The 18,496-nt window shown below is 53.2% G+C and carries 17 protein-coding genes; 16 read left to right on the top strand and 1 reads right to left on the bottom strand.

Features of this window, described 5'->3' with window-relative positions; all coding sequences use genetic code 11:
* Positions 1-16: 16 nt before the first annotated feature.
* The 15 genes from lepA to JNUCC32_RS16635 all read left to right on the top strand — a co-directional run bounded on the left by lepA (position 17) and on the right by JNUCC32_RS16635 (position 15,692).
* A complete protein-coding gene (lepA, locus tag JNUCC32_RS16705; protein ID WP_036666087.1) occupies positions 17-1,834 on the top strand; it encodes a translation elongation factor 4 in 1,818 nt (605 codons plus the stop codon).
* A 206-nt stretch (positions 1,835-2,040) separates the two neighbouring features.
* On the top strand, positions 2,041-3,207 hold the full coding sequence (gene hemW / locus JNUCC32_RS16700; protein ID WP_096773030.1) for a radical SAM family heme chaperone HemW: 1,167 nt from the start codon (positions 2,041-2,043) through the stop codon (positions 3,205-3,207).
* Positions 3,208-3,282: 75 nt separating this feature from the next.
* A complete protein-coding gene (locus JNUCC32_RS16695; RefSeq protein WP_036666086.1) occupies positions 3,283-3,744 on the top strand; it encodes an N-acetyltransferase in 462 nt (153 codons plus the stop codon).
* A 108-nt stretch (positions 3,745-3,852) separates the two neighbouring features.
* Positions 3,853-4,887 carry a heat-inducible transcriptional repressor HrcA gene (hrcA, locus tag JNUCC32_RS16690; RefSeq protein ID WP_015734180.1) on the top strand — a complete coding sequence of 345 codons (1,035 nt, stop codon included), beginning with the start codon at positions 3,853-3,855 and terminating at the stop codon, positions 4,885-4,887.
* Between the two features lie 13 nt (positions 4,888-4,900).
* Complete coding sequence (locus tag JNUCC32_RS16685) at positions 4,901-6,436, top strand: TCP-1/cpn60 chaperonin family protein (protein WP_096773031.1); 1,536 nt, start codon at positions 4,901-4,903, stop codon at positions 6,434-6,436.
* Positions 6,437-6,495: 59 nt separating this feature from the next.
* The gene (grpE, locus tag JNUCC32_RS16680) at positions 6,496-7,110 is read left to right on the top strand and encodes a nucleotide exchange factor GrpE (protein ID WP_096773032.1); all 615 of its coding nucleotides are present in this window, start codon (positions 6,496-6,498) and stop codon (positions 7,108-7,110) included.
* Between the two features lie 84 nt (positions 7,111-7,194).
* The gene (dnaK, locus tag JNUCC32_RS16675) at positions 7,195-9,033 is read left to right on the top strand and encodes a molecular chaperone DnaK (protein ID WP_009590812.1); all 1,839 of its coding nucleotides are present in this window, start codon (positions 7,195-7,197) and stop codon (positions 9,031-9,033) included.
* Between the two features lie 92 nt (positions 9,034-9,125).
* Positions 9,126-10,244, top strand: a complete 1,119-nt coding sequence (gene dnaJ, locus JNUCC32_RS16670; protein ID WP_009590783.1) for a molecular chaperone DnaJ — start codon at positions 9,126-9,128, stop codon at positions 10,242-10,244.
* 235 nt (positions 10,245-10,479) lie between these two features.
* Positions 10,480-10,851 (top strand): hypothetical protein, encoded by a 372-nt coding sequence (locus JNUCC32_RS16665; RefSeq protein WP_176502366.1) that lies wholly within the window; start codon positions 10,480-10,482, stop codon positions 10,849-10,851.
* A 50-nt stretch (positions 10,852-10,901) separates the two neighbouring features.
* Entirely contained in the window at positions 10,902-11,102 is a 201-nt protein-coding gene (locus JNUCC32_RS16660) for a YfhD family protein (protein WP_009590798.1), read from the top strand.
* Positions 11,103-11,287: 185 nt separating this feature from the next.
* On the top strand, positions 11,288-12,265 hold the full coding sequence (gene prmA, locus JNUCC32_RS16655) for a 50S ribosomal protein L11 methyltransferase (protein ID WP_009590801.1): 978 nt from the start codon (positions 11,288-11,290) through the stop codon (positions 12,263-12,265).
* A gap of 2 nt (positions 12,266-12,267) precedes the next feature.
* Entirely contained in the window at positions 12,268-12,960 is a 693-nt protein-coding gene (locus JNUCC32_RS16650) for a site-2 protease family protein (RefSeq protein ID WP_119849328.1), read from the top strand.
* Positions 12,961-13,032: 72 nt separating this feature from the next.
* A complete protein-coding gene (locus tag JNUCC32_RS16645) occupies positions 13,033-13,803 on the top strand; it encodes an RsmE family RNA methyltransferase (RefSeq protein ID WP_009590785.1) in 771 nt (256 codons plus the stop codon).
* A gap of 2 nt (positions 13,804-13,805) precedes the next feature.
* Complete coding sequence (gene mtaB, locus JNUCC32_RS16640; protein WP_192569242.1) at positions 13,806-15,149, top strand: tRNA (N(6)-L-threonylcarbamoyladenosine(37)-C(2))-methylthiotransferase MtaB; 1,344 nt, start codon at positions 13,806-13,808, stop codon at positions 15,147-15,149.
* A gap of 87 nt (positions 15,150-15,236) precedes the next feature.
* A complete protein-coding gene (locus JNUCC32_RS16635) occupies positions 15,237-15,692 on the top strand; it encodes an NUDIX hydrolase (RefSeq protein WP_192569241.1) in 456 nt (151 codons plus the stop codon).
* Here the strand turns inward: JNUCC32_RS16635 and JNUCC32_RS16630 are convergent.
* On the bottom strand, positions 15,689-16,660 hold the full coding sequence (locus JNUCC32_RS16630; RefSeq protein WP_192569240.1) for a Na/Pi cotransporter family protein: 972 nt from the start codon (positions 16,658-16,660) through the stop codon (positions 15,689-15,691). The genes JNUCC32_RS16635 and JNUCC32_RS16630 overlap by 4 nt on opposite strands.
* A gap of 209 nt (positions 16,661-16,869) precedes the next feature.
* Here JNUCC32_RS16630 and JNUCC32_RS16625 point away from each other — a divergent pair, with 209 nt between their 5' ends.
* On the top strand, positions 16,870-18,243 hold the full coding sequence (locus JNUCC32_RS16625) for a class I SAM-dependent rRNA methyltransferase (RefSeq protein ID WP_192569239.1): 1,374 nt from the start codon (positions 16,870-16,872) through the stop codon (positions 18,241-18,243).
* Positions 18,244-18,496 lie beyond the last annotated feature (253 nt).

Here is an 18,496-nt window from a genome sequence, read left to right as displayed (position 1 = left end):
TTGTTGGGGGTTAGGCATGACAGACGTACAAGTAAGACAACAAAAAATTCGTAATTTCTGTATCATTGCACATATAGACCATGGGAAATCGACGCTTGCCGACCGTATTTTGGAATTTACGGGCGCATTAACTTCGCGTGAAATGCAGGAGCAGGTACTGGATCAGATGGATCTGGAGCGAGAGCGCGGAATTACCATCAAGCTGCAGGCGGTTCGCCTGAACTACAAAGCCGATGACGGCGAGGAGTATATATTGAACCTGATCGATACTCCGGGACACGTCGACTTCACGTATGAGGTATCCCGAAGCCTGGCCGCTTGCGAAGGCGCGCTGCTCGTTGTCGATGCCGCGCAGGGAATCGAAGCGCAGACATTGGCCAACGTATATCTGGCCTTGGACAACAATCTTGAAATTTTGCCTGTCATTAACAAAATCGACCTGCCGAGCGCCGATCCCGAACGGGTGAAGCAGGAGGTCGAGGATGTGATCGGGCTCGATGCCAGCGATGCCGTTTTGGCTTCCGCGAAAGCGGGCATCGGAATCAAGGAAATTCTGGAGCAGGTGGTTCAGAAAGTGCCTGCGCCAACGGGTAGTTCCGAAGAACCGCTGAAAGCGCTGATTTTCGACTCCCATTATGATCCTTACAAGGGCGTCATCGTATATGTTCGCGTCATTGACGGCAGCATCAAGGCCGGCTCCAAGATCAAGATGATGGCCACCGGCAAAACCTTCGAGGTGATCGAGGTGGGTGCCTTTAAGCCGCGCATGTCCATCGTGGACGAGCTTAACGTCGGCGATGTCGGTTTCATCGTTGCGGGCATCAAGAGCGTGGGCGATACGCAGGTCGGGGATACGGTAACGGATGCCAAGCGTCCGACGGCCGAGCCGCTGCCGGGTTACCGCAAAATCAATCCGATGGTGTTCTGCGGATTGTATCCAATCGAAACATCGGACTACAACGATCTGCGCGAGGCGCTCGAGAAGCTGCAGCTGAACGATGCATCGCTCAGCTTTGAGCCGGAAACGTCCAGCGCGCTCGGATTCGGCTTCCGCTGCGGATTCCTGGGCCTCCTTCATATGGACGTCATTCAGGAGCGGATCGAACGCGAGTTTAACATACCGCTGATTACGACCGCGCCGAGCGTGATTTACCGCATTACGCTGACGAACGGAGAGCAGATTCAAATCGATAACCCTTCCCATTATCCTGAGGTCGGCAAGGTCGATTATGTCGAAGAACCTTATGTTAAAGCAGCCATTATCGTGCCGAATGATTATGTCGGAGCGATCATGGAGCTTTGCCAAAACAAACGCGGCGAATTCGTCAACATGGAATACCTGGACACGACGCGCGTCACCATTACCTATGAAATTCCGTTGTCGGAAATCGTGTACGATTTCTTCGATCAGTTGAAATCGAGCACCAAAGGATATGCTTCATTCGATTATGAGCTGTCCGGATACCGCCGGTCCAATCTGGTCAAAATGGACATTCTGCTTAATGCCGAGCAGGTGGATGCCCTGTCCTTTATCGTGCACAAGGACCGCGCTTACCACCGCGGCCGGGCGATTTGCGAGAAGCTGCGCGAGCTGATTCCTCGCCAAATGTTCGAGGTGCCGATTCAGGCATCGGTCGGTACCAAGGTCGTGGCCCGCGAAACGGTTAAAGCGATGCGCAAGAACGTGCTTGCCAAATGTTACGGCGGCGACATCTCCCGTAAACGGAAACTTCTGGAGAAGCAGAAGGAAGGTAAGAAGCGGATGAAGCAGGTGGGCAGCGTCGAAGTGCCGCAGGAAGCCTTCATGGCCGTTCTGAAAATCGACGACAAGTAATAGGAAGCCAATGGCAGGGGAAGGCCTTTGAGTTAAAGAGCCGCTCCTTGCCTGTATAGCCTTCTCGATGTAAATGATGGGAAAGCCGATTCTCGGCTTTCCTTTCTTTCATTCCAAGAGGCATAGCGTTATAGTAGAGAAGGAACTTTCAAGAAGTTACTTAAAGTAAGTCATGCCAGAGCGGTATATGAGGGGGCAAGAAAAGAATGACGGCAAACGATCAACGGACGGAAGCGGTGTACATCCATATTCCGTTCTGTACCAATAAATGTTTTTACTGCGACTTCAATTCCTACGTGTTAAAGGATCAGCCGGTAATGGATTATTTGCGAGCGCTGGATAAGGAAATGGAGCTGACCGTTCAGGCTAATCCGCCGGGACGAATCAAAAGCATCTTTGTAGGCGGCGGGACGCCAACCGTGCTGAAGCCGAACGAAATGGAATACTTCTTGCAGAGCGTGAAGCGCCATTTTCCGGAATGGTCCGATAGCATCGAATTTTCAATGGAGGCGAATCCCGGCACCACGGATCTGGAGAAGCTGTCCGTCATGCGCCAAGGCGGGGTGAACCGGATCAGCTTCGGGGTGCAGGCCTTCCAGAACACATTGCTGACCGGCATCGGCAGAATTCATGATACGGATGACGTATACCGAAGTCTCGATAACGCCAGAAGAGCAGGCTTTGACAACATGTCCATCGATCTGATGTTCGGTCTCCCGAATCAAACCTTGGACATGCTTGCGGAAAGCGTGGATAAGGCATTGGAGCTCGAACTCCCGCATTATTCAATCTACAGCCTGAAGGTCGAAGAGAATACGCTGTTCCATACGATGTACCAGCGAAACCAGCTTCCGCTTCCGGATGAGGAGGACGAGCTGAATATGTACCTTCTTTTAATGGAACGGATGAAGGCTGCCGGATATAAGCAGTACGAAATCAGCAATTTTGCGAAACCCGGCTTCGAGAGCCGGCATAATATGACGTATTGGCGCAACGAAGACTATTACGGCCTAGGCGCGGGGGCGCACGGATATGTCGGCCGTCAGCGCCATGTGAACATCAAAGGGGTCAATCCCTATAATGAAGCAGCCAATAAAGGCCTTCCAAGATTGGAGAGCTTTGAGATATCTAAGGAAGAAGCGATGGAGGATTTCCTGATGGTCGGGTTGCGCGTGCTGGACGGCGTCTCGCGCAGCCGGTTCCGGGAGCAGTTCGGGATCTCCATGGAGGATGTTTTTGCCGGTCCGCTGAATAAAATGGTAGGCGCGGGCCTCCTCGATGCCACCGAAGACGGGTATAAGCTGAGCAGCAAAGGCATTTTGTTTGGCAACGATGTGTTTGGCGAATTCATAGGAAGCCTGACGACAAATTAATCTATTGAACTTATATGCGCTCTGTTGTATATTTATTCATAACATGACGGAGCGTGTAAAGGGGAGACGGACAACATGTCGGCGGTATGCAGAAAAGCAAAGTTAGAGGATGTCGAGCCGCTGTATCAGATGATTCAGGGTTATGCCGAGAAGGGGATTATGCTCCCCCGGTCCAAAAAAGTGCTGGAGAAACAAATCGGAGAATTCGTTGTAGCTGAATCCGAAGGGCACGTCATTGGCTGCGGTTCATTGTGCCAGCTGGGAAGCGATTTGGTCGAGATCCGTTCGCTCGGCATCTCGGAAGGATATAAAGGGCAAGGCATCGGCTCCATGCTGGTGGACACCCTTCTGGAAGAAGCGAAACGCCGCGAGCTTCCGAAAGTAATGGCCTTGACGTATGAGGTATCTTTTTTCATCAAAAACGGCTTTGCCGTCGTAGAGAAGGAGATTTTTCCGGAGAAGGTATGGACCGACTGCATCCACTGCAAGAAGCAGCATGCTTGTGACGAAATAGCTGTTCTTAAAGTACTGAACTGACTTGACAATCCTCAGGTCGGTTTGGTATTTTTGTTATATCGGTTAGCACTCGATGGCGATGAGTGCTAACGAAAGCGAAAATGAGCAGTCAGCAAGGAGGGAAGCGACATGTTAACAGATCGTCAGCGCATGATTTTGAATGCCATTGTGGATGACTATATCCGTTCTGCCGAGCCGGTTGGTTCAAGAAGCATTTCCAAGCGAGGGGACGTCGGCTACAGCCCGGCAACCATTCGCAACGAGATGGCTGATCTGGAGGAGCTCGGGTTTCTGGAGCAGCCCCATACTTCAGCTGGACGAATACCGTCGCATAAAGGATATCGATATTATGTTGATCATCTCACGTCGTCGTTTTCCTTGAACCCTGCGGAACTGCATATGATGAAATCATTTTTTGCAGAAAAGCTGAACGTGATGGAGCAGATGATACAGCATACAGCCGGCATTCTGTCTCAAATGACTAATTACACTTCCATCCTGCTGGGACCGGAAGTTTTTCATACGTCTTTGCGCCATTTCCAGCTTCTTCCTCTACATGAGGATCAAGCGGTGGCCATCATCGTTACCAGCACAGGGCAAGTCGAGAACAAGGTTGTTTCGATTCCGCAGGGCGTGTCCGTATCGGAACTGGAGCAAGTGGTAAATCTTCTGAACAAGAAGCTGGTCAATGTGCCTCTATATAAACTCAAGACTCGTTTGTATTCGGAAATTGCCGAGGAAATGCAGCGGCATATTTCACATTATGAGGATCTGATGAGTATGCTGGATATCGCTCTCAACAACGAACCGGATCACCGGGGGGTCTATCTGAGCGGCACGACCCACATGCTGAACCAGCCGGAGTTCAAGGATGTTGATAAGGTTAGGGAAATATTCGAGCTTCTGGAGCAGACTCCCGCACTGATGAAGCTCATGGCACCTGCTCCCGGGGAGCACGGTGTCCAAGTGAAGATCGGCACGGAGAATACGCATGAGGCCATTTCGAACTGCAGTTTGATCACTGCGACGTATTCGATCGACGGCAAAGCGCTTGGTTCGATCGGCATTCTCGGTCCTACAAGAATGGAATATGCACGGGTGATCGGCATCTTGAATGTGTTATCCCATGACCTGACGAAGCTGCTGTCACACTGGTACAAATAAAGGAGTGAGACAGATGAGCCAAGGACAACATAGCCAAGTGGACGGAGACGAGCGTTATTCCACGCTGCTGAACAACAGCAATGCCGTCCGCGCAGTTACGTCCGCCGTAGAAGGCACGCTTGGCCCCAAGGGGCTCGACGTCATGCTGGTTGGCCCGCGCGGCGAAGTGGTCATCACCAATGACGGAGTGACGATTCTGGACAAAATGGATGTCACCCATCCCGCCGCGCGCCTTCTGATTCAGGTGGCTCGGGCGCAGCAGGAGAAAATCGGCGACGGTACCACAACGGCAACCGTGCTTGCGGGCGCCCTCGTGCAGGAAGGGGTATCCCGCATCACGCGCGGGGTGCCCGCTTCCAAGGTGGTTGAGGGCCTGCGCCAGGGAGTCGAGAAATCGATGCAGCTCTTGTCGAAGCGTGTCCGGCTGATCGGCGGATTGGATGATCCGCTGCTGGAACGGACGGTGCATGTCGCCGGGCGTGAACGGAAGGACATCGTGGAGCTGGTTATGCAAGCCGCGCGCAAAGCCGGAATCGACCGTCTGCAGGATCCTTCCTACTCGCTCGCAGACAGTATAATTGCGCTGGAGAATGCCGAGAATGAAGTGTTCGAGGGGGTTCTGCTCCGGCAGCGGCCGATCTTCGCCAGGGAGTCCAAGTCCTACGACGATGCCAGAGTGCTGGTGCTGTATGATTCCCTGGAGCCCGACGACATCGACGAAGAGGCCCTTACAACCGAAGCCGGATTCGCGCAGTATATGGATCTGCGAAAAGTGTTCGCGTCGGATTTGGACAGATTGTCCGAACTATCCGTAAAACTCATCCTCCTCGAAAAGGGCATTCATCCGGATGCGGAGCAGTTTTGCCTGGATCACGGGATGATGGTGGTGCCGCGCGTATCGCGTGCGGATCTCCGCAAGGTAAGCGACATGACGGGAGCTACACCGATACGCCGCAAGGCGTTACATAAAGACTCGAAAGAGCTTGCGGCCCTTCTGGGTCATACCCCGCGCGTCGCTTATGATGAAGGCATCGAAAAAATCCGCCTGTCCTGCGGCAGCAAGGACCGCATTGTGACGGTGATCGTCGGGGCAAGCACTTCGGAAGTGGTAGGGGAGGCCGCCAGGATTGCGGGCGACGCCGCTTCGGCACTTCAGGCTGCCGTATCCGGCGGGGTGCTTCCAGGCGGCGGGACAAGCGAACTGGCCGTGTCTTATGAACTGGAACGGATCCGGGAAGCCCAGAAAGGCATGGAAGCCTTCGGCATGGAGGCAGTTTCCGCCGCGCTGCGAAAGCCGATGTCGCAGATTCTTCTGAACGCCGGTTATAATCCGCTTGAGAAGATGGAGGAGGTCCGAGCCGCACAAATTCGAGCCGACTCCGACTGCATGGGGATTGACTGCGACAGTGGGCGGGTTGTCGACTATGAAGAGCTGGGCGTGCTGGATCCGGCCCCGGTCAAACTTCACGGCCTGCGGGCAGCCGGCGAGGTTGCGGCTGCCGTGCTGCGGATTCATCATGTGATCAAGATGAAGGAAATAGGCGAATAACGCTAAGATAGATGAGTTATAGACCGTCTGGTTTAGAATATGAAGGAGGTGAAGGCGTCTTGAATAATGAGCACAAGGATGCCGTTCAAGATACAGTTACAGAAGAAACGATCGAAGAAACTTTGGAAAACACGCCAAACACGGGTGAGAGCGGGTCTCCGGAGGAGGCCGTGAATCCCGAGCAGGAGATTCCCGTAACGGAATCGGCTGATGAAGCCGCAGGTTCGGCCGAGCTTGAGAAGCTTCAGGCCGAGCTGCAGGAGCAGCAGCAGCGTACCCTGCGGGTACAGGCGGATTTCGATAATTTCCGCCGCCGCACGCAGAAAGAGAAAGAGGATCTGGGCAAATATGCTTCCTCCAAACTGATTACGGAGCTTCTGCCCGTCATCGACAACTTTGAGCGTGCCCTCCAGGCATCCGAGGAGAACCCGGAATTTGAATCCTTCTCCAAGGGCGTCAGCATGATCTTCCGTCAATTGGAATCCGTTCTTGCTACCGAAGGCTTGAGCGCAATGAAGAGTGTGGGCGAGCCGTTCAATCCGGAGTACCACCAAGCGATCATGCAGGTGGAGAGCGATGAGTACGAGGAAGGCATCGTGGTTGAGGAAGTGCAGAAAGGGTACATGTTAAAAGATAAAGTATTGAGACCTGCCATGGTCAAAGTGAGCATGTAAACGACTTTCGATAGTCGTTTATCATATAAAAATGATGAATGTCATGCGGGGATTCGCATGAATGAATAAGGAGGAAAATTTTACATGAGCAAAGTTATTGGTATCGACTTAGGAACAACCAACTCCTGCGTAGCCGTCATGGAGGGTGGGGAAGCGGTAGTTATCCCGAATCCGGAGGGTGCCCGCACAACCCCGTCGGTTGTCGGATTTAAGAAAGACGGCGAGCGCATCGTCGGGGATACAGCCAAACGCCAAGCGATCACCAACCCGGATCGCACCATCATTTCCATTAAGCGCCATATGGGCACGAATCACAAAGAATCCATCGACGGCAAAGACTACACACCGCAGGAAATCTCCGCCATCATTCTGCAGAAGCTGAAATCCGATGCGGAAGCATACCTGGGCCAACCTGTAACCCAAGCGGTTATTACGGTTCCCGCATATTTTAATGACAGCCAGCGTCAGGCTACCAAGGATGCCGGCAAAATCGCGGGCCTAGAAGTTCTGCGTATCGTCAACGAGCCGACGGCTGCGGCATTGGCTTACGGCATGGAGAAATCCGAAGACCAAACCATCCTGGTATATGACCTTGGCGGCGGTACATTCGACGTTTCCATTCTGGAACTGGGCGACGGCTTCTTCGAAGTAAAAGCAACCAGCGGGGACAACCAACTGGGCGGCGACGACTTCGACCAAGTGATCATCGACTATCTGGTAGCCGAATTCAAGAAAGAGCAAGGCATCGATCTGAGCAAAGACAAAGCAGCCGTTCAACGTCTGAAAGACGCAGCGGAAAAAGCGAAAAAGGAATTGTCCGGCGTACTGACAACAACGATCTCGCTGCCGTTCATCACGGTTGCAGACGGCGTTCCTCAGCACCTTGAGATCAACCTGACCCGCGCCAAATTCGAAGAATTGTCCGCTTCCCTTGTAGAGCGTACGCTTGGACCGACTCGTCAAGCGCTCAGCGATGCAGGTTTGACAGCGAACGATATTCATAAAATCGTCCTGGTCGGCGGTTCCACTCGTATTCCTGCCGTGCAGGAAGCGATCAAAAAATTGACGGGCAAAGAGCCTCATAAAGGCGTAAACCCGGACGAAGTGGTTGCGCTTGGAGCAGCGGTTCAAGCCGGCGTATTGACCGGTGACGTTAAAGACGTCGTATTGCTCGACGTGACCCCGCTGTCCCTCGGTATCGAAACCGCAGGCGGCGTATTCACCAAAATGATCGACCGCAACACGACGATTCCTACAAGCAAATCCCAAGTGTTCTCCACTTATGCGGATAACCAGCCGAGCGTGGAAATTCACGTGCTGCAAGGCGAGCGCGAAATGGCAGCCGGCAACAAAACGCTGGGACGCTTCATGCTCGGAGACATTCCTCCTGCACCGCGCGGAGTTCCGCAAATCGAGGTTACCTTCGATATCGATGCCAACGGGATCGTAAACGTGTCGGCAACGGATAAAGGTACCGGCAAGAGCCAGAAGATCACCATCACGTCCTCCAGCGGCCTGAGCGACGCTGAAGTTGAACAAATGATGAAAGACGCTGAGCTTCATGCCGAAGAAGACCGTAAACGCAAAGAGCTGGTGGAGGCTCGCAACAATGCCGACCAACTCGTGTACACGACCGAGAAAACACTCAAGGACCTGGGCGACAAAGTCGATGCTTCCGAAGTGGAAAAAGCAAACGAAGCGAAAGACAAAGTGAAGAAGGCGCTTGAATCCGATAACCTGGAAGAGATTAACGCTTCGGTAGAGGAGCTTACTCAAATCGTACAGCAGCTGTCCGTGAAGCTGTATGAGCAAGCGGCACAAGAACAACAAGGTGCTGAAGGTGCCGAGTCCGGCGCTCCTAAGAAAGACAACGTCGTGGATGCAGATTACGAGGTTGTTGACGAAGATAAAAACAAAGGTTAATCTGAATAGATTGTATGGGAAGGTCAAAGCTGCGCATCTTCGCACTTTGGCTTTCCTTATGTAAAGAGTAATAAAGAGATTGGGGTGAAACCGTGGCTGATAAGCGTGATTATTATGAGGTGCTCGGTGTCGGCAAGGATGCATCGGACGATGAGATCAAGAAGGCGTACCGCAAAATGGCCCGCCAGTATCATCCGGACGTGAACAAAGCGGCGGACGCGGAAGCCAAATTCAAGGAAGTGAAAGAGGCTTACGATGTATTGAGCGATGGTCAGAAGCGTGCGCGTTATGACCAGTACGGTCATATAGATCCGAACCAAGGCATGGGCGGAGGCGGTTTCTCCGGTGATTTCGGCGGTTTTGGAGATATATTCGATATGTTCTTTGGCGGCAATGGACGCCGTGATCCGAACGCGCCTCAGCGGGGGAACGATCTGCAATACACGATGACGGTTGAATTCAAGGAAGCCGTATTCGGAAAGGAAACGGACATTACCATTCCGAGAACGGAGACATGCGATACATGTCACGGCTCGGGAGCGAAGCCGGGCACGCAGCCGCATACCTGCTCGGTGTGTAACGGAAGCGGGCAGCAGGAGGTCGTGCAAAATACGCCGTTTGGACGTATGGTGAACCGCCGCGCCTGCTCGAACTGTAACGGAACAGGGAAGATCATCAAAGACCGCTGCTCGACTTGTAACGGCAACGGCAAGGTGAAGAAACAGCGCAAGATTCACGTTCGTGTACCTGCAGGCGTGGATGACGGAGCTCAGCTGCGCATGACGGGCGAAGGCGAAGGCGGATTCCGCGGCGGTCCGGCCGGCGACCTGTATATCGTAATCCGCGTGAAGCCGCATGACTTCTTTGAACGCGAAGGGGACGACATTTATTGCGAAGTGCCGCTTACCTTTGCCCAAGCCGCGCTTGGCGACGAGATCGAGATTCCGACGCTAACCGAGAAAGTGAAGCTGAAGATACCGGCCGGCACGCAGACGGGAACTTTCTTCCGCTTGAAAGGCAAAGGGGTGCCACGGCTGCGCGGTATGGGACAGGGTGACCAGCATGTCAAGGTTGTGGTCATTACGCCTAGCAAGCTCAGCGATGAACAGAAAGAGCTGCTTCGTCAATTCGCTTCGCTTGATGGCGAACAGACCCATGAACAGGAACAGTCCTTTTTTGACCGTGTAAAAAAAGCTTTCCGCGGTGATTAATCCACGATAGGGGTAATTCCCTCATAGCATAGCAAAATAGCAAAAAGCAGCAGGCTCTAAAGGTTTCCCTACCTTTGGCCTGCTGCTTTTTGGTTTGTGGCAGAAGAAGCAGCAGGGATATCCCGCTGCTTTACAGGTTCGTATCGCTCAAGAATAAAAGGTTTGACAATGAAGCAACCTAGGATAGTTCCATCTCGGAAGATGCAATCTTGAATAGGAAATGCAGGTGAATGAAGTGGCAGAGAAAAACATTTTGGCCTATTTCAAAAGTCCGGAAGAAGCCCGGCATGCCGCCCGCAAATTGCAGTCGCTGCGCGTTGCCGATATGTCCATCGACCGGTTTAGCGCCGATCCCGGCGGGGAGCTCAACAATCCGATGAATCCGTTGACAGGCAACATCGCAAGCTTAACAACGATGACCTTAAATGCGGATATTTCGGGGCCGGGAGCCGGAATTCTCGGAGCTGCGGACCCAGCGGCCAGCGGGATGAGCACCGGCGGTGAAGATGGAACCGAAGGCCGGGATATTTTGCTGACGGTTGTACTGGACGAAAGCGTCTTCCCGCAAGCCATGCGGTTAATCGAAGAATCCGGCGGCATGATTTAAGGTTCCAGGCACCGCTCTGAGTGTTGATATCGGAAAGGAGAATGACACCCATGATGAGACGCGTAAAAAAAGGGAAGATCTCGAGCAAAACCGAGAAGATGATTGCGCTGCAGTCCGCCAAGGCGGAGGATGTTGAGTTTTCGGCTATGGAAGCCGATCACGATGATGTGGAAGCGCTGCGCCGAAGCGAGGCAGCGGATGAACGCCAATTGAAGAAAATTTTGGATGAAACCAGCAAAAATGTAGATTAATCGCTACCGATGTGGAATGTGGAAAAGCCCGCCTGCCTTCTTTTAATGGAGGTTGCAGCAGGGCTTTTTTGAATTTGATGAATGACTTTGAAAAGTTATCATGGTATTTTAGTGCAAACTTTGTATCCGGGGTCCTCAATATAGTACAATGATACTTACGTATGAAAGAGGAGGAACAATTGCACATGTTATGGCGTGAATTAACGATACATACCACGGAGGAAGCCGTGGAGATGATTACGAATTTCCTGCATGAAGCGGGAGCCGGAGGCGTTTCGATCGAGGAGTCCGGTACTACGAACAAAAAGCGGGACACCTCTCTGGGACAGTGGTTTGACGAGATCGTTCCGTTTAACGATATTCCTGAAGGCCAGGCCGTCATCAAAGGTTACTTCGACGAGACGGTGACGCTGGAAGCGATCCGCGATGAAATAACGCCGCGCGTCAATGAGCTGAAGGAATTCGGTATCGAAACGGGCGAAGTGCGGTATGAGATGAAGACGGTGGACGAGAATGATTGGGCTACGGCCTGGAAGCAGTATTTCAAACCGATCCGCGTCTCCGACAGGCTGACCATCAAACCGACGTGGGAAGAGTACACCCCGGAATCAGAGCACGAGTCCATCATCGAGCTGGACCCGGGCATGGCCTTCGGCACAGGAACGCATCCGACGACTTCGTTATGCTTGCGTACATTGGAGATGGTGATCAAGGGCGGAGAGGAAGTCATCGATGTCGGGACAGGCTCAGGCATCCTCTCCATCGGCGCAGCGCATCTGGGCGCTTCACGAATTTTGGCTCTCGACCTGGATCCGGTCGCGGTATCCAGCGCGACGGAGAACACCCGCCTGAACGGCCTGGAAGACCGGATTACGGTGAAGGAAAGCGATCTGCTCTCCGTACTCACGGATTCGTCCGATGACTCGGATCTGGGCGTGACGCTGCCGGTACAAATCGTGGTGGCAAACATTTTGGCCGAGGTTATTCTGCTGTTCGTGGACGACGTATACCAGGCTCTTCAGCCGGGAGGCGCTTATATCGCTTCGGGCATTTACAAGAACAAGGAAGAGATCGTGGAGAAGGCTTTGATTGCTTCCGGTTTCGAAATTGCGGATATTTGCCGCGAGGATGATTGGGTTGCATTCGTGGCGAGGAAGAACTGATTATGGATTTTTTGGACCAACTGCTATTTTACCCGTTGGAGCAGCTTCCTTTTTACCTGATTGCTTTGATCATCGCATTTACCGTGCATGAGTTCTCGCATGCCTATTTTGCCAATAAATTCGGAGACCCGACGGCCAAGCTGCTGGGCAGGGTCACGCTGAATCCGGCGGTGCATTTCGATTTTCTGGGAATTCTTCTCCTGCTGATTGCAGGTTTCGGCTGGGCACGGCCGGTGCCGGTCAATCGGGAGAACTTCAGCAACCCGCGCCGCATGAGCATCATCGTGGCTGCGGTCGGTCCGCTGAGCAACCTTCTCTTGGGAATACTGGGGGCTCTCATTTATGCCGTTTTGTATCAAACAGGGATGATTCCTCCTGTCGGATTAACCAAGACGGATCAAGCGGTGCATTTGTTCTTTAATATCTTTATATTGCTCAATTTCTTTCTATGCCTGTTCAATCTGGTTCCATTGCCTCCGCTGGACGGCTACCGGATTCTGGAGAATGCGCTGCCGCCGCGTCTTAGCGCGAGGATTCAGAAGTTTGAGCAATGGTCGATCCTTTTCTTCCTGTTGATCATACTGTTGCCTGTGTTCCAGGATTATACGATCAAACCCCTGTACGATGCGGCACATGCACTGTCTTCCAAATTTTTGGACATGTTCATTATGATGACCGGCGGTTACCGGCTCTGATTTACTCTGGTCAGTTTGCGCGAAAAGTTGTATGATGGGGTTTGGCGATTTTTGAGTTAGGTGAGGATAGAGATGCAGCGATATTTTGTGACTCCCGCGCAATTCGAGGGAGACCGTGTTGAGATTACGGGCGACGATGCCCGTCATATTGCCAAGGTCATGCGAGGCAGGCTTGGCGATAAATTGATCGTGAGCGACGGGGTATCCCGCGAGGCCTTGATGGAGATTGAGCGCATCGATGCAGGCAGCGTGTTTGCCGTTGTGATTGAACCCATGGAGATGTCGCAGGAACCGCGTCTGCAAGTGAGCATTGCTCAGAGTTTGCCGAAAGGCGACAAGATGGAGACCGTCATCCAAAAGTGCACCGAGATCGGCGCGGTGTCCTTTGTTCCCTTCCTGTCGGAAAGAACGATCGTTCAGTACGATGCCAAAAAGGAAGGGAAGCGGCTGGAGCGCTGGCGCAAAATCGCGAAGGAGGCGGCTGAACAGGCGCATCGCAACCGGATTCCGTCTGTTGAACAGCCTCTGACGTGGAAAAATCTGCTTGCAGCGTTTTCCGGCTATGATGCCGTATATTTTTGTTATGAAAAAGAGCAGGGTTCCCAGCTGAGGGACGTGCTGAAGCCTTTTGCAGAGCAGGCGCTGCGTGAATCGGCCAAGCCTGCCAGCTTGCTGCTGGTCGTTGGACCCGAGGGCGGCTTTACGGAAGAGGAATGCCGAGCGGCCGAAGCTGCGGGAGCCGTAGCCGTTGGACTCGGAAGGCGGATCCTTCGCTGCGAGACCGCCGGCATGACGGCGCTGGCCTGCGCACTATACGAATCTGGAGAAATGGGGGGCGTTTGAACATGCCATCCGTAGCGTTTTATACGTTGGGTTGCAAAGTCAATTTTTACGATACCGAGGCCATCTGGCAATACTTCAAGAATGAAGGCTACGACCAGGTGGACTTCGAACAAACCGCTGATGTTTATTTGATTAACACCTGCCACGTTACCAACACAGGGGATAAGAAGAGCCGCCAGATGATCCGGCGCGCGGTTCGCCGAAATCCCGAGGCGATCGTGGCCGTAACGGGCTGTTATGCCCAAACCTCGCCGGCGGAAATTCTGGATATCCCGGGCGTGGATCTCGTCATCGGGAACCAGGATCGCGAGAAAATCATGGATTTCATCCATGACATCGAAAAGACGCGCCAGCCGATTAACGCCGTGCGCAATATCATGAAGACCCGGGTATTCGAGGAAATGGACGTACCGGATTTCGCGGAACGTACTCGCGCATTTCTGAAAATTCAGGACGGATGCAACAACTTCTGCACGTTCTGCATCATCCCTTGGTCCCGCGGTTTGTCGCGAAGCCGTGATCCGAAGAGCATCATCAAGCAGGCGCATCAGCTGGTCGGAGCGGGTTATAAGGAAATCGTGCTGACCGGTATCCACACCGGCGGATATGGGGATGATCTCGAGGATTACAGATTGTCCGATTTGCTGTGGGACCTTGACCGGGTTGACGGTTTGGAACGGATCCGCATCAGCTCCATTGAAGCAAGCCAGATCGATGAGAAGATGCTGGACGTGCTGAACCGCTCCAGTAAAATGTGCCGCCATCTTCACATTCCGCTCCAAGCGGGGGATGATACGGTACTGAAACGGATGCGCCGTAAATATACGACGGAAGAATTCTATAACAAGATGGGCCTGATTCGTCAAGCGATGCCGGATGTGGGCATTACGACGGACGTCATCGTCGGCTTCCCTGGCGAAACGGATGAGATGTTCCGGAACGGATATGACCTGATGAAGGCGATTCAATTCTCGGAAATGCATGTATTCCCGTATTCGAAGCGTACCGGCACGCCGGCGGCACGAATGGAGGATCAGGTGGACGAGGAAGTGAAGAATGCGCGGGTGCACGATCTGATCGACTTGTCGGAGCAGCTTCAGCTGGCTTATGCCGAGCGTTTCGTGGGCCAGATTCTGAACGTGATACCGGAGCGCGAATACAAGGGAGCCCCTAATGGCGGAAAGATGCAGGGGTACAGCGACAACTACCTGCAGCTTGTATTCAACGGATCGCCTGATCTCGAAGGCAAGCTGTGCCGCGTAAAAGTAACCAAAGCCGGTGTAAATGAATGCGAGGGCGAACTCCTCAGCGTCATGGATCATGGATTAAAGGCAGCTGCCCAGTAATATTCCATAGCGGCCATACCAGACAAGGATTTCATTTCCTGGCTACCGGAAGTGGAGTCCTTGTTGTACATGAAGGAGGAACAGGACATGGCATATACACAAATTTCCGCGGGCGGCGTTGTATACCGTTATCATGAAGGGGCGCTTCAGATCCAGCTCATCTTGGACCGTTATGGAAAAACCTCGCTTCCCAAAGGCAAGATGGAAGCCGGTGAAACCGTCGAGCAGACGGCTCTCCGAGAAATACGCGAGGAGACAGGTATAGTCGGATCCATCACTTCTCCAGTGGACATTATTGCATATAAATACCATCATCCCGAATTCGGCCTGGTCGACAAGGAAGTTCACTACTACCTCGTTAAGGCGGAAGGAGGCATCCTAAAACCCCAAATCGAGGAAATCAACGGGGTGGACTGGTTCGAGCCTCTTGCCGCATGGAGGAAGCAGCGTAGCAACGGGTACAATAACAACGATATCATCCTGCGTAAAGCGCTGATGCTGCTTGAAGTCGCTATTCCGGCGGATGAAGATATGAAATTTTAGGACGGCAACCGCTTGTTCCAGAGTGGCAGATAGCATAGAGGAAGCGCGATCAGCGAGCATGCGATGTTAAACAGGGTTTGCGCATGGGCGATTTGTCCGGCCGGATCTGCGGCTAACCATCCGGATACGGCGGTTAATCCCGCTGTGAACGGAATGAAGAGCAGGACTCCGCCGATATTAAGCCCCAAATGGGACCAAGCCACGAATCGTCCGGCGCGGCTGCTGCCAATCGCCGCGATGAGCGCCGTCACGCAGGTACCGACATTGGAGCCCAGGACGATCGCGACGCCGATCTCGGGAGGCAGCGCTCCGCTGGCGGCGAGCCCCATAGCCATGGCGATGACGGCGGCGCTGCTGTGCATCAAAGCCGTCAGGATCGCACCGGCTGCAATGCCCCAGAGGACGCTTTGCGAGGCGTGGTCAAGGAACCATTGGAACAACCCGAGGCTTTGAAGGGTCGGCCCAATGGATTGCATGATTTGTATCGCGAGCAGCACCAGCGAAAATCCGGCGACAGCAAGGCATAAAAATTGGCTGCTGATCAATTGGTTTTTTAACTTGTCGTGACTCGCAGGTACGCGCTCGCTGACAAGAACGGCTCCGACCCACAGCATCAGCGAGAGGACAAGCAGAGGCATGGCGGCTTGTCCGATCTGCAGGCTGATGAGTTCGGTGGTTACCGTCGTGCCGATGTTCGTGCCGAGAATAACGCCCAAGGTACCGGACAGGCTTAACAATCCGGCATTGGCAAAGCCTATCGCCAGCACGGTTACGGCGGTGCTGCTCTGCAGCAGGGCCGTGACCGCCGTGCTGGCAACCATGCCTTTCAGGGGCGTGGATGTCGCTTTGTGGAGCCACTTATGCAAGAGCGGTCCGGCCCAGCGCTGGAGGGCGACCTCCATGACCTTCATGCCGAACAGGAACAGGACAAGACCATAACAGACGGGAAACCAGAGCGTGGATAGCATGATGTTCTCCTTTTTGTAAAATAAGGTGGGAGCGCAGTTTCCAGCAAAGCCGAAAGTCATCGGTCATCGCAAGAAAACGATCTCTTCACGCGGTCGGGTAACTGTGAAAGCACGTCGGTCGACGTTTTTCTTAATTACGTATATGACCCTTGGCGGACATGCATGCCTATTGCAATAAACCAGGGGATAACTTTAAGGAGTGAAATACAGTGCCATCGGTTATTTTGGAGCGCAGTCGAAAAAAGAGACTGGAGCAGGGGCACCCTTGGGTGTATAAAAGCGAGATTGCTTCTGTCGAGGGCGAGCCCGAGCCGGGCGATATCGTATCGGTGTTCAATCACCAAGGCCGTTTTCTTGCCTCCGGGTATTACAATCCGCAATCACAAATCACCGTGCGCACCGTTTCGTATGAACCGGTCGAGGCGATGGACAAGGCTTTTTTCGCAGCCAGATTCCAGGAATGCCTGAAACACCGGGAGCGGTTTATCGGAGACGAGAATGCTTACCGGCTGGTATACGGCGAGGCTGATTTCCTGCCGGGGCTGATCGTGGACCGTTTTGCCGACGTGCTGGTCGTGCAGCTACTGACGCTGGGCATGGACCGATGCCGTGCGGACATCGTGGACGCGCTTGTCGAAGTGGTACAGCCGAAAGGAATTTACGAGCGCAGCGACGTTTCCATCCGGGAACTGGAAGGGCTGGAACAGCGCAAGGGAACTCTTTACGGGGAGTGTCCCCGCCACGTCGTCGTGACGGAGAACGGCTTGAAGATCAAAGTGGATATCGAAGAGGGCCAGAAGACCGGATATTTCTTTGATCAGCGGGAGAACCGGGCATCCATCAAACCGTTAATGACCGGTTGGGGAAGCCGGAGCGGGATTACGCTACAGGCCGTGGAGCGGGAAGGTGAGACGAAGCCCCTGCCGGTGAACAAAAGCGGAAAAGAAGTTACGTTCCCGTATTGGGACGGCGCAACGGTGTTGGAATGCTTTTCGCATACGGGCAGCTTCACGCTGCATGCATGCAAGTACGGCGCCAAGAAAGTCACCTGCCTCGACATATCGGAGCATGCCATCGAAAGTGCCAAAGAGAACGTGGAATTGAACGGATTCCAGGATCGCGTGGAATTTGTGGTGGATGACGCCTTCCAATATTTGCGCAGCCAGGTAAAGGGTTTGGAAGAGCGCGAGCTGCGCGCCCAAGGGGATCAGAAAGTGGATACCTCGAAACCGTTGACCGCGGGCGGGGGGCGATCCTGGGACGTGGTCATTCTGGACCCGCCGGCGTTTGCCAAAACCAGGTCGGCCGTCAAGGGGGCTTGCCGCGGGTACAAGGACATCAACCTCCACGGCATGAAGCTGGTCAACGAGGGCGGATATCTGGTTACGGCAAGCTGCTCGTACCATATGCGGCCGGATTTGTTCCTGGAGACGATCCAGGATGCGGCGAAGGATGCCGGCAAAATTCTGAGATTGGTGGAATGGCGTGCGGCCGGCAAGGACCATCCGCAAATTCTTGGGGTCGACGAGGGACATTATTTGAAATTCGCCGTCTTTGAAGTGCGCAGCAAATCAAAACTGTAGACACCCCAGTTTGGCGGTTCATGTAAAGGATCTTGCTATGGTGGATAACCACGATGGCAGGGTCCTTTTTCATATGTCCGAAATCGTTGGGAATGGGAATGAAATCCAAACGTATGTTCCACCAATCAGGACTTATGTTATACTAGTAATCAGCATCTTTTTTGATAGAGTCGAACCATCACGCAAGATTTGACATACATTTTTGATCTTGAACTACTAGATTCAAAGGGCATGATTTCACCGGATCAGCAGC

Origin of the sequence: Paenibacillus sp. JNUCC32 (assembly GCF_014863545.1) — a bacterium.
In the GTDB taxonomy this organism is placed as follows: domain Bacteria; phylum Bacillota; class Bacilli; order Paenibacillales; family Paenibacillaceae; genus Paenibacillus_AQ; species Paenibacillus_AQ lautus_A.
The sequence above is the reverse complement of the archived record's forward strand: the minus strand, read 5'-3'. Positions and strand labels throughout refer to the sequence as shown.

Bases quoted from the DNA above. Each gene is read 5' to 3' on its own strand.
- JNUCC32_RS16685 (WP_096773031.1), top strand. From the start codon at position 4,901: ATGAGCCAAGGACAACATAGCCAAGTGGACGGAGACGAGCGTTATTCC.
- JNUCC32_RS16635 (WP_192569241.1), top strand. From the start codon at position 15,237: ATGGCATATACACAAATTTCCGCGGGCGGCGTTGTATACCGTTATCAT.
- JNUCC32_RS16630 (WP_192569240.1), bottom strand. From the start codon at position 16,660: ATGCTATCCACGCTCTGGTTTCCCGTCTGTTATGGTCTTGTCCTGTTC.
- hemW (WP_096773030.1), top strand. From the start codon at position 2,041: ATGACGGCAAACGATCAACGGACGGAAGCGGTGTACATCCATATTCCG.
- prmA (WP_009590801.1), top strand. From the start codon at position 11,288: ATGTTATGGCGTGAATTAACGATACATACCACGGAGGAAGCCGTGGAG.
- JNUCC32_RS16645 (WP_009590785.1), top strand. From the start codon at position 13,033: ATGCAGCGATATTTTGTGACTCCCGCGCAATTCGAGGGAGACCGTGTT.
- dnaK (WP_009590812.1), top strand. From the start codon at position 7,195: ATGAGCAAAGTTATTGGTATCGACTTAGGAACAACCAACTCCTGCGTA.
- JNUCC32_RS16695 (WP_036666086.1), top strand. From the start codon at position 3,283: ATGTCGGCGGTATGCAGAAAAGCAAAGTTAGAGGATGTCGAGCCGCTG.
- JNUCC32_RS16650 (WP_119849328.1), top strand. From the start codon at position 12,268: ATGGATTTTTTGGACCAACTGCTATTTTACCCGTTGGAGCAGCTTCCT.
- hrcA (WP_015734180.1), top strand. From the start codon at position 3,853: ATGTTAACAGATCGTCAGCGCATGATTTTGAATGCCATTGTGGATGAC.
- lepA (WP_036666087.1), top strand. From the start codon at position 17: ATGACAGACGTACAAGTAAGACAACAAAAAATTCGTAATTTCTGTATC.
- JNUCC32_RS16660 (WP_009590798.1), top strand. From the start codon at position 10,902: ATGATGAGACGCGTAAAAAAAGGGAAGATCTCGAGCAAAACCGAGAAG.
- mtaB (WP_192569242.1), top strand. From the start codon at position 13,806: ATGCCATCCGTAGCGTTTTATACGTTGGGTTGCAAAGTCAATTTTTAC.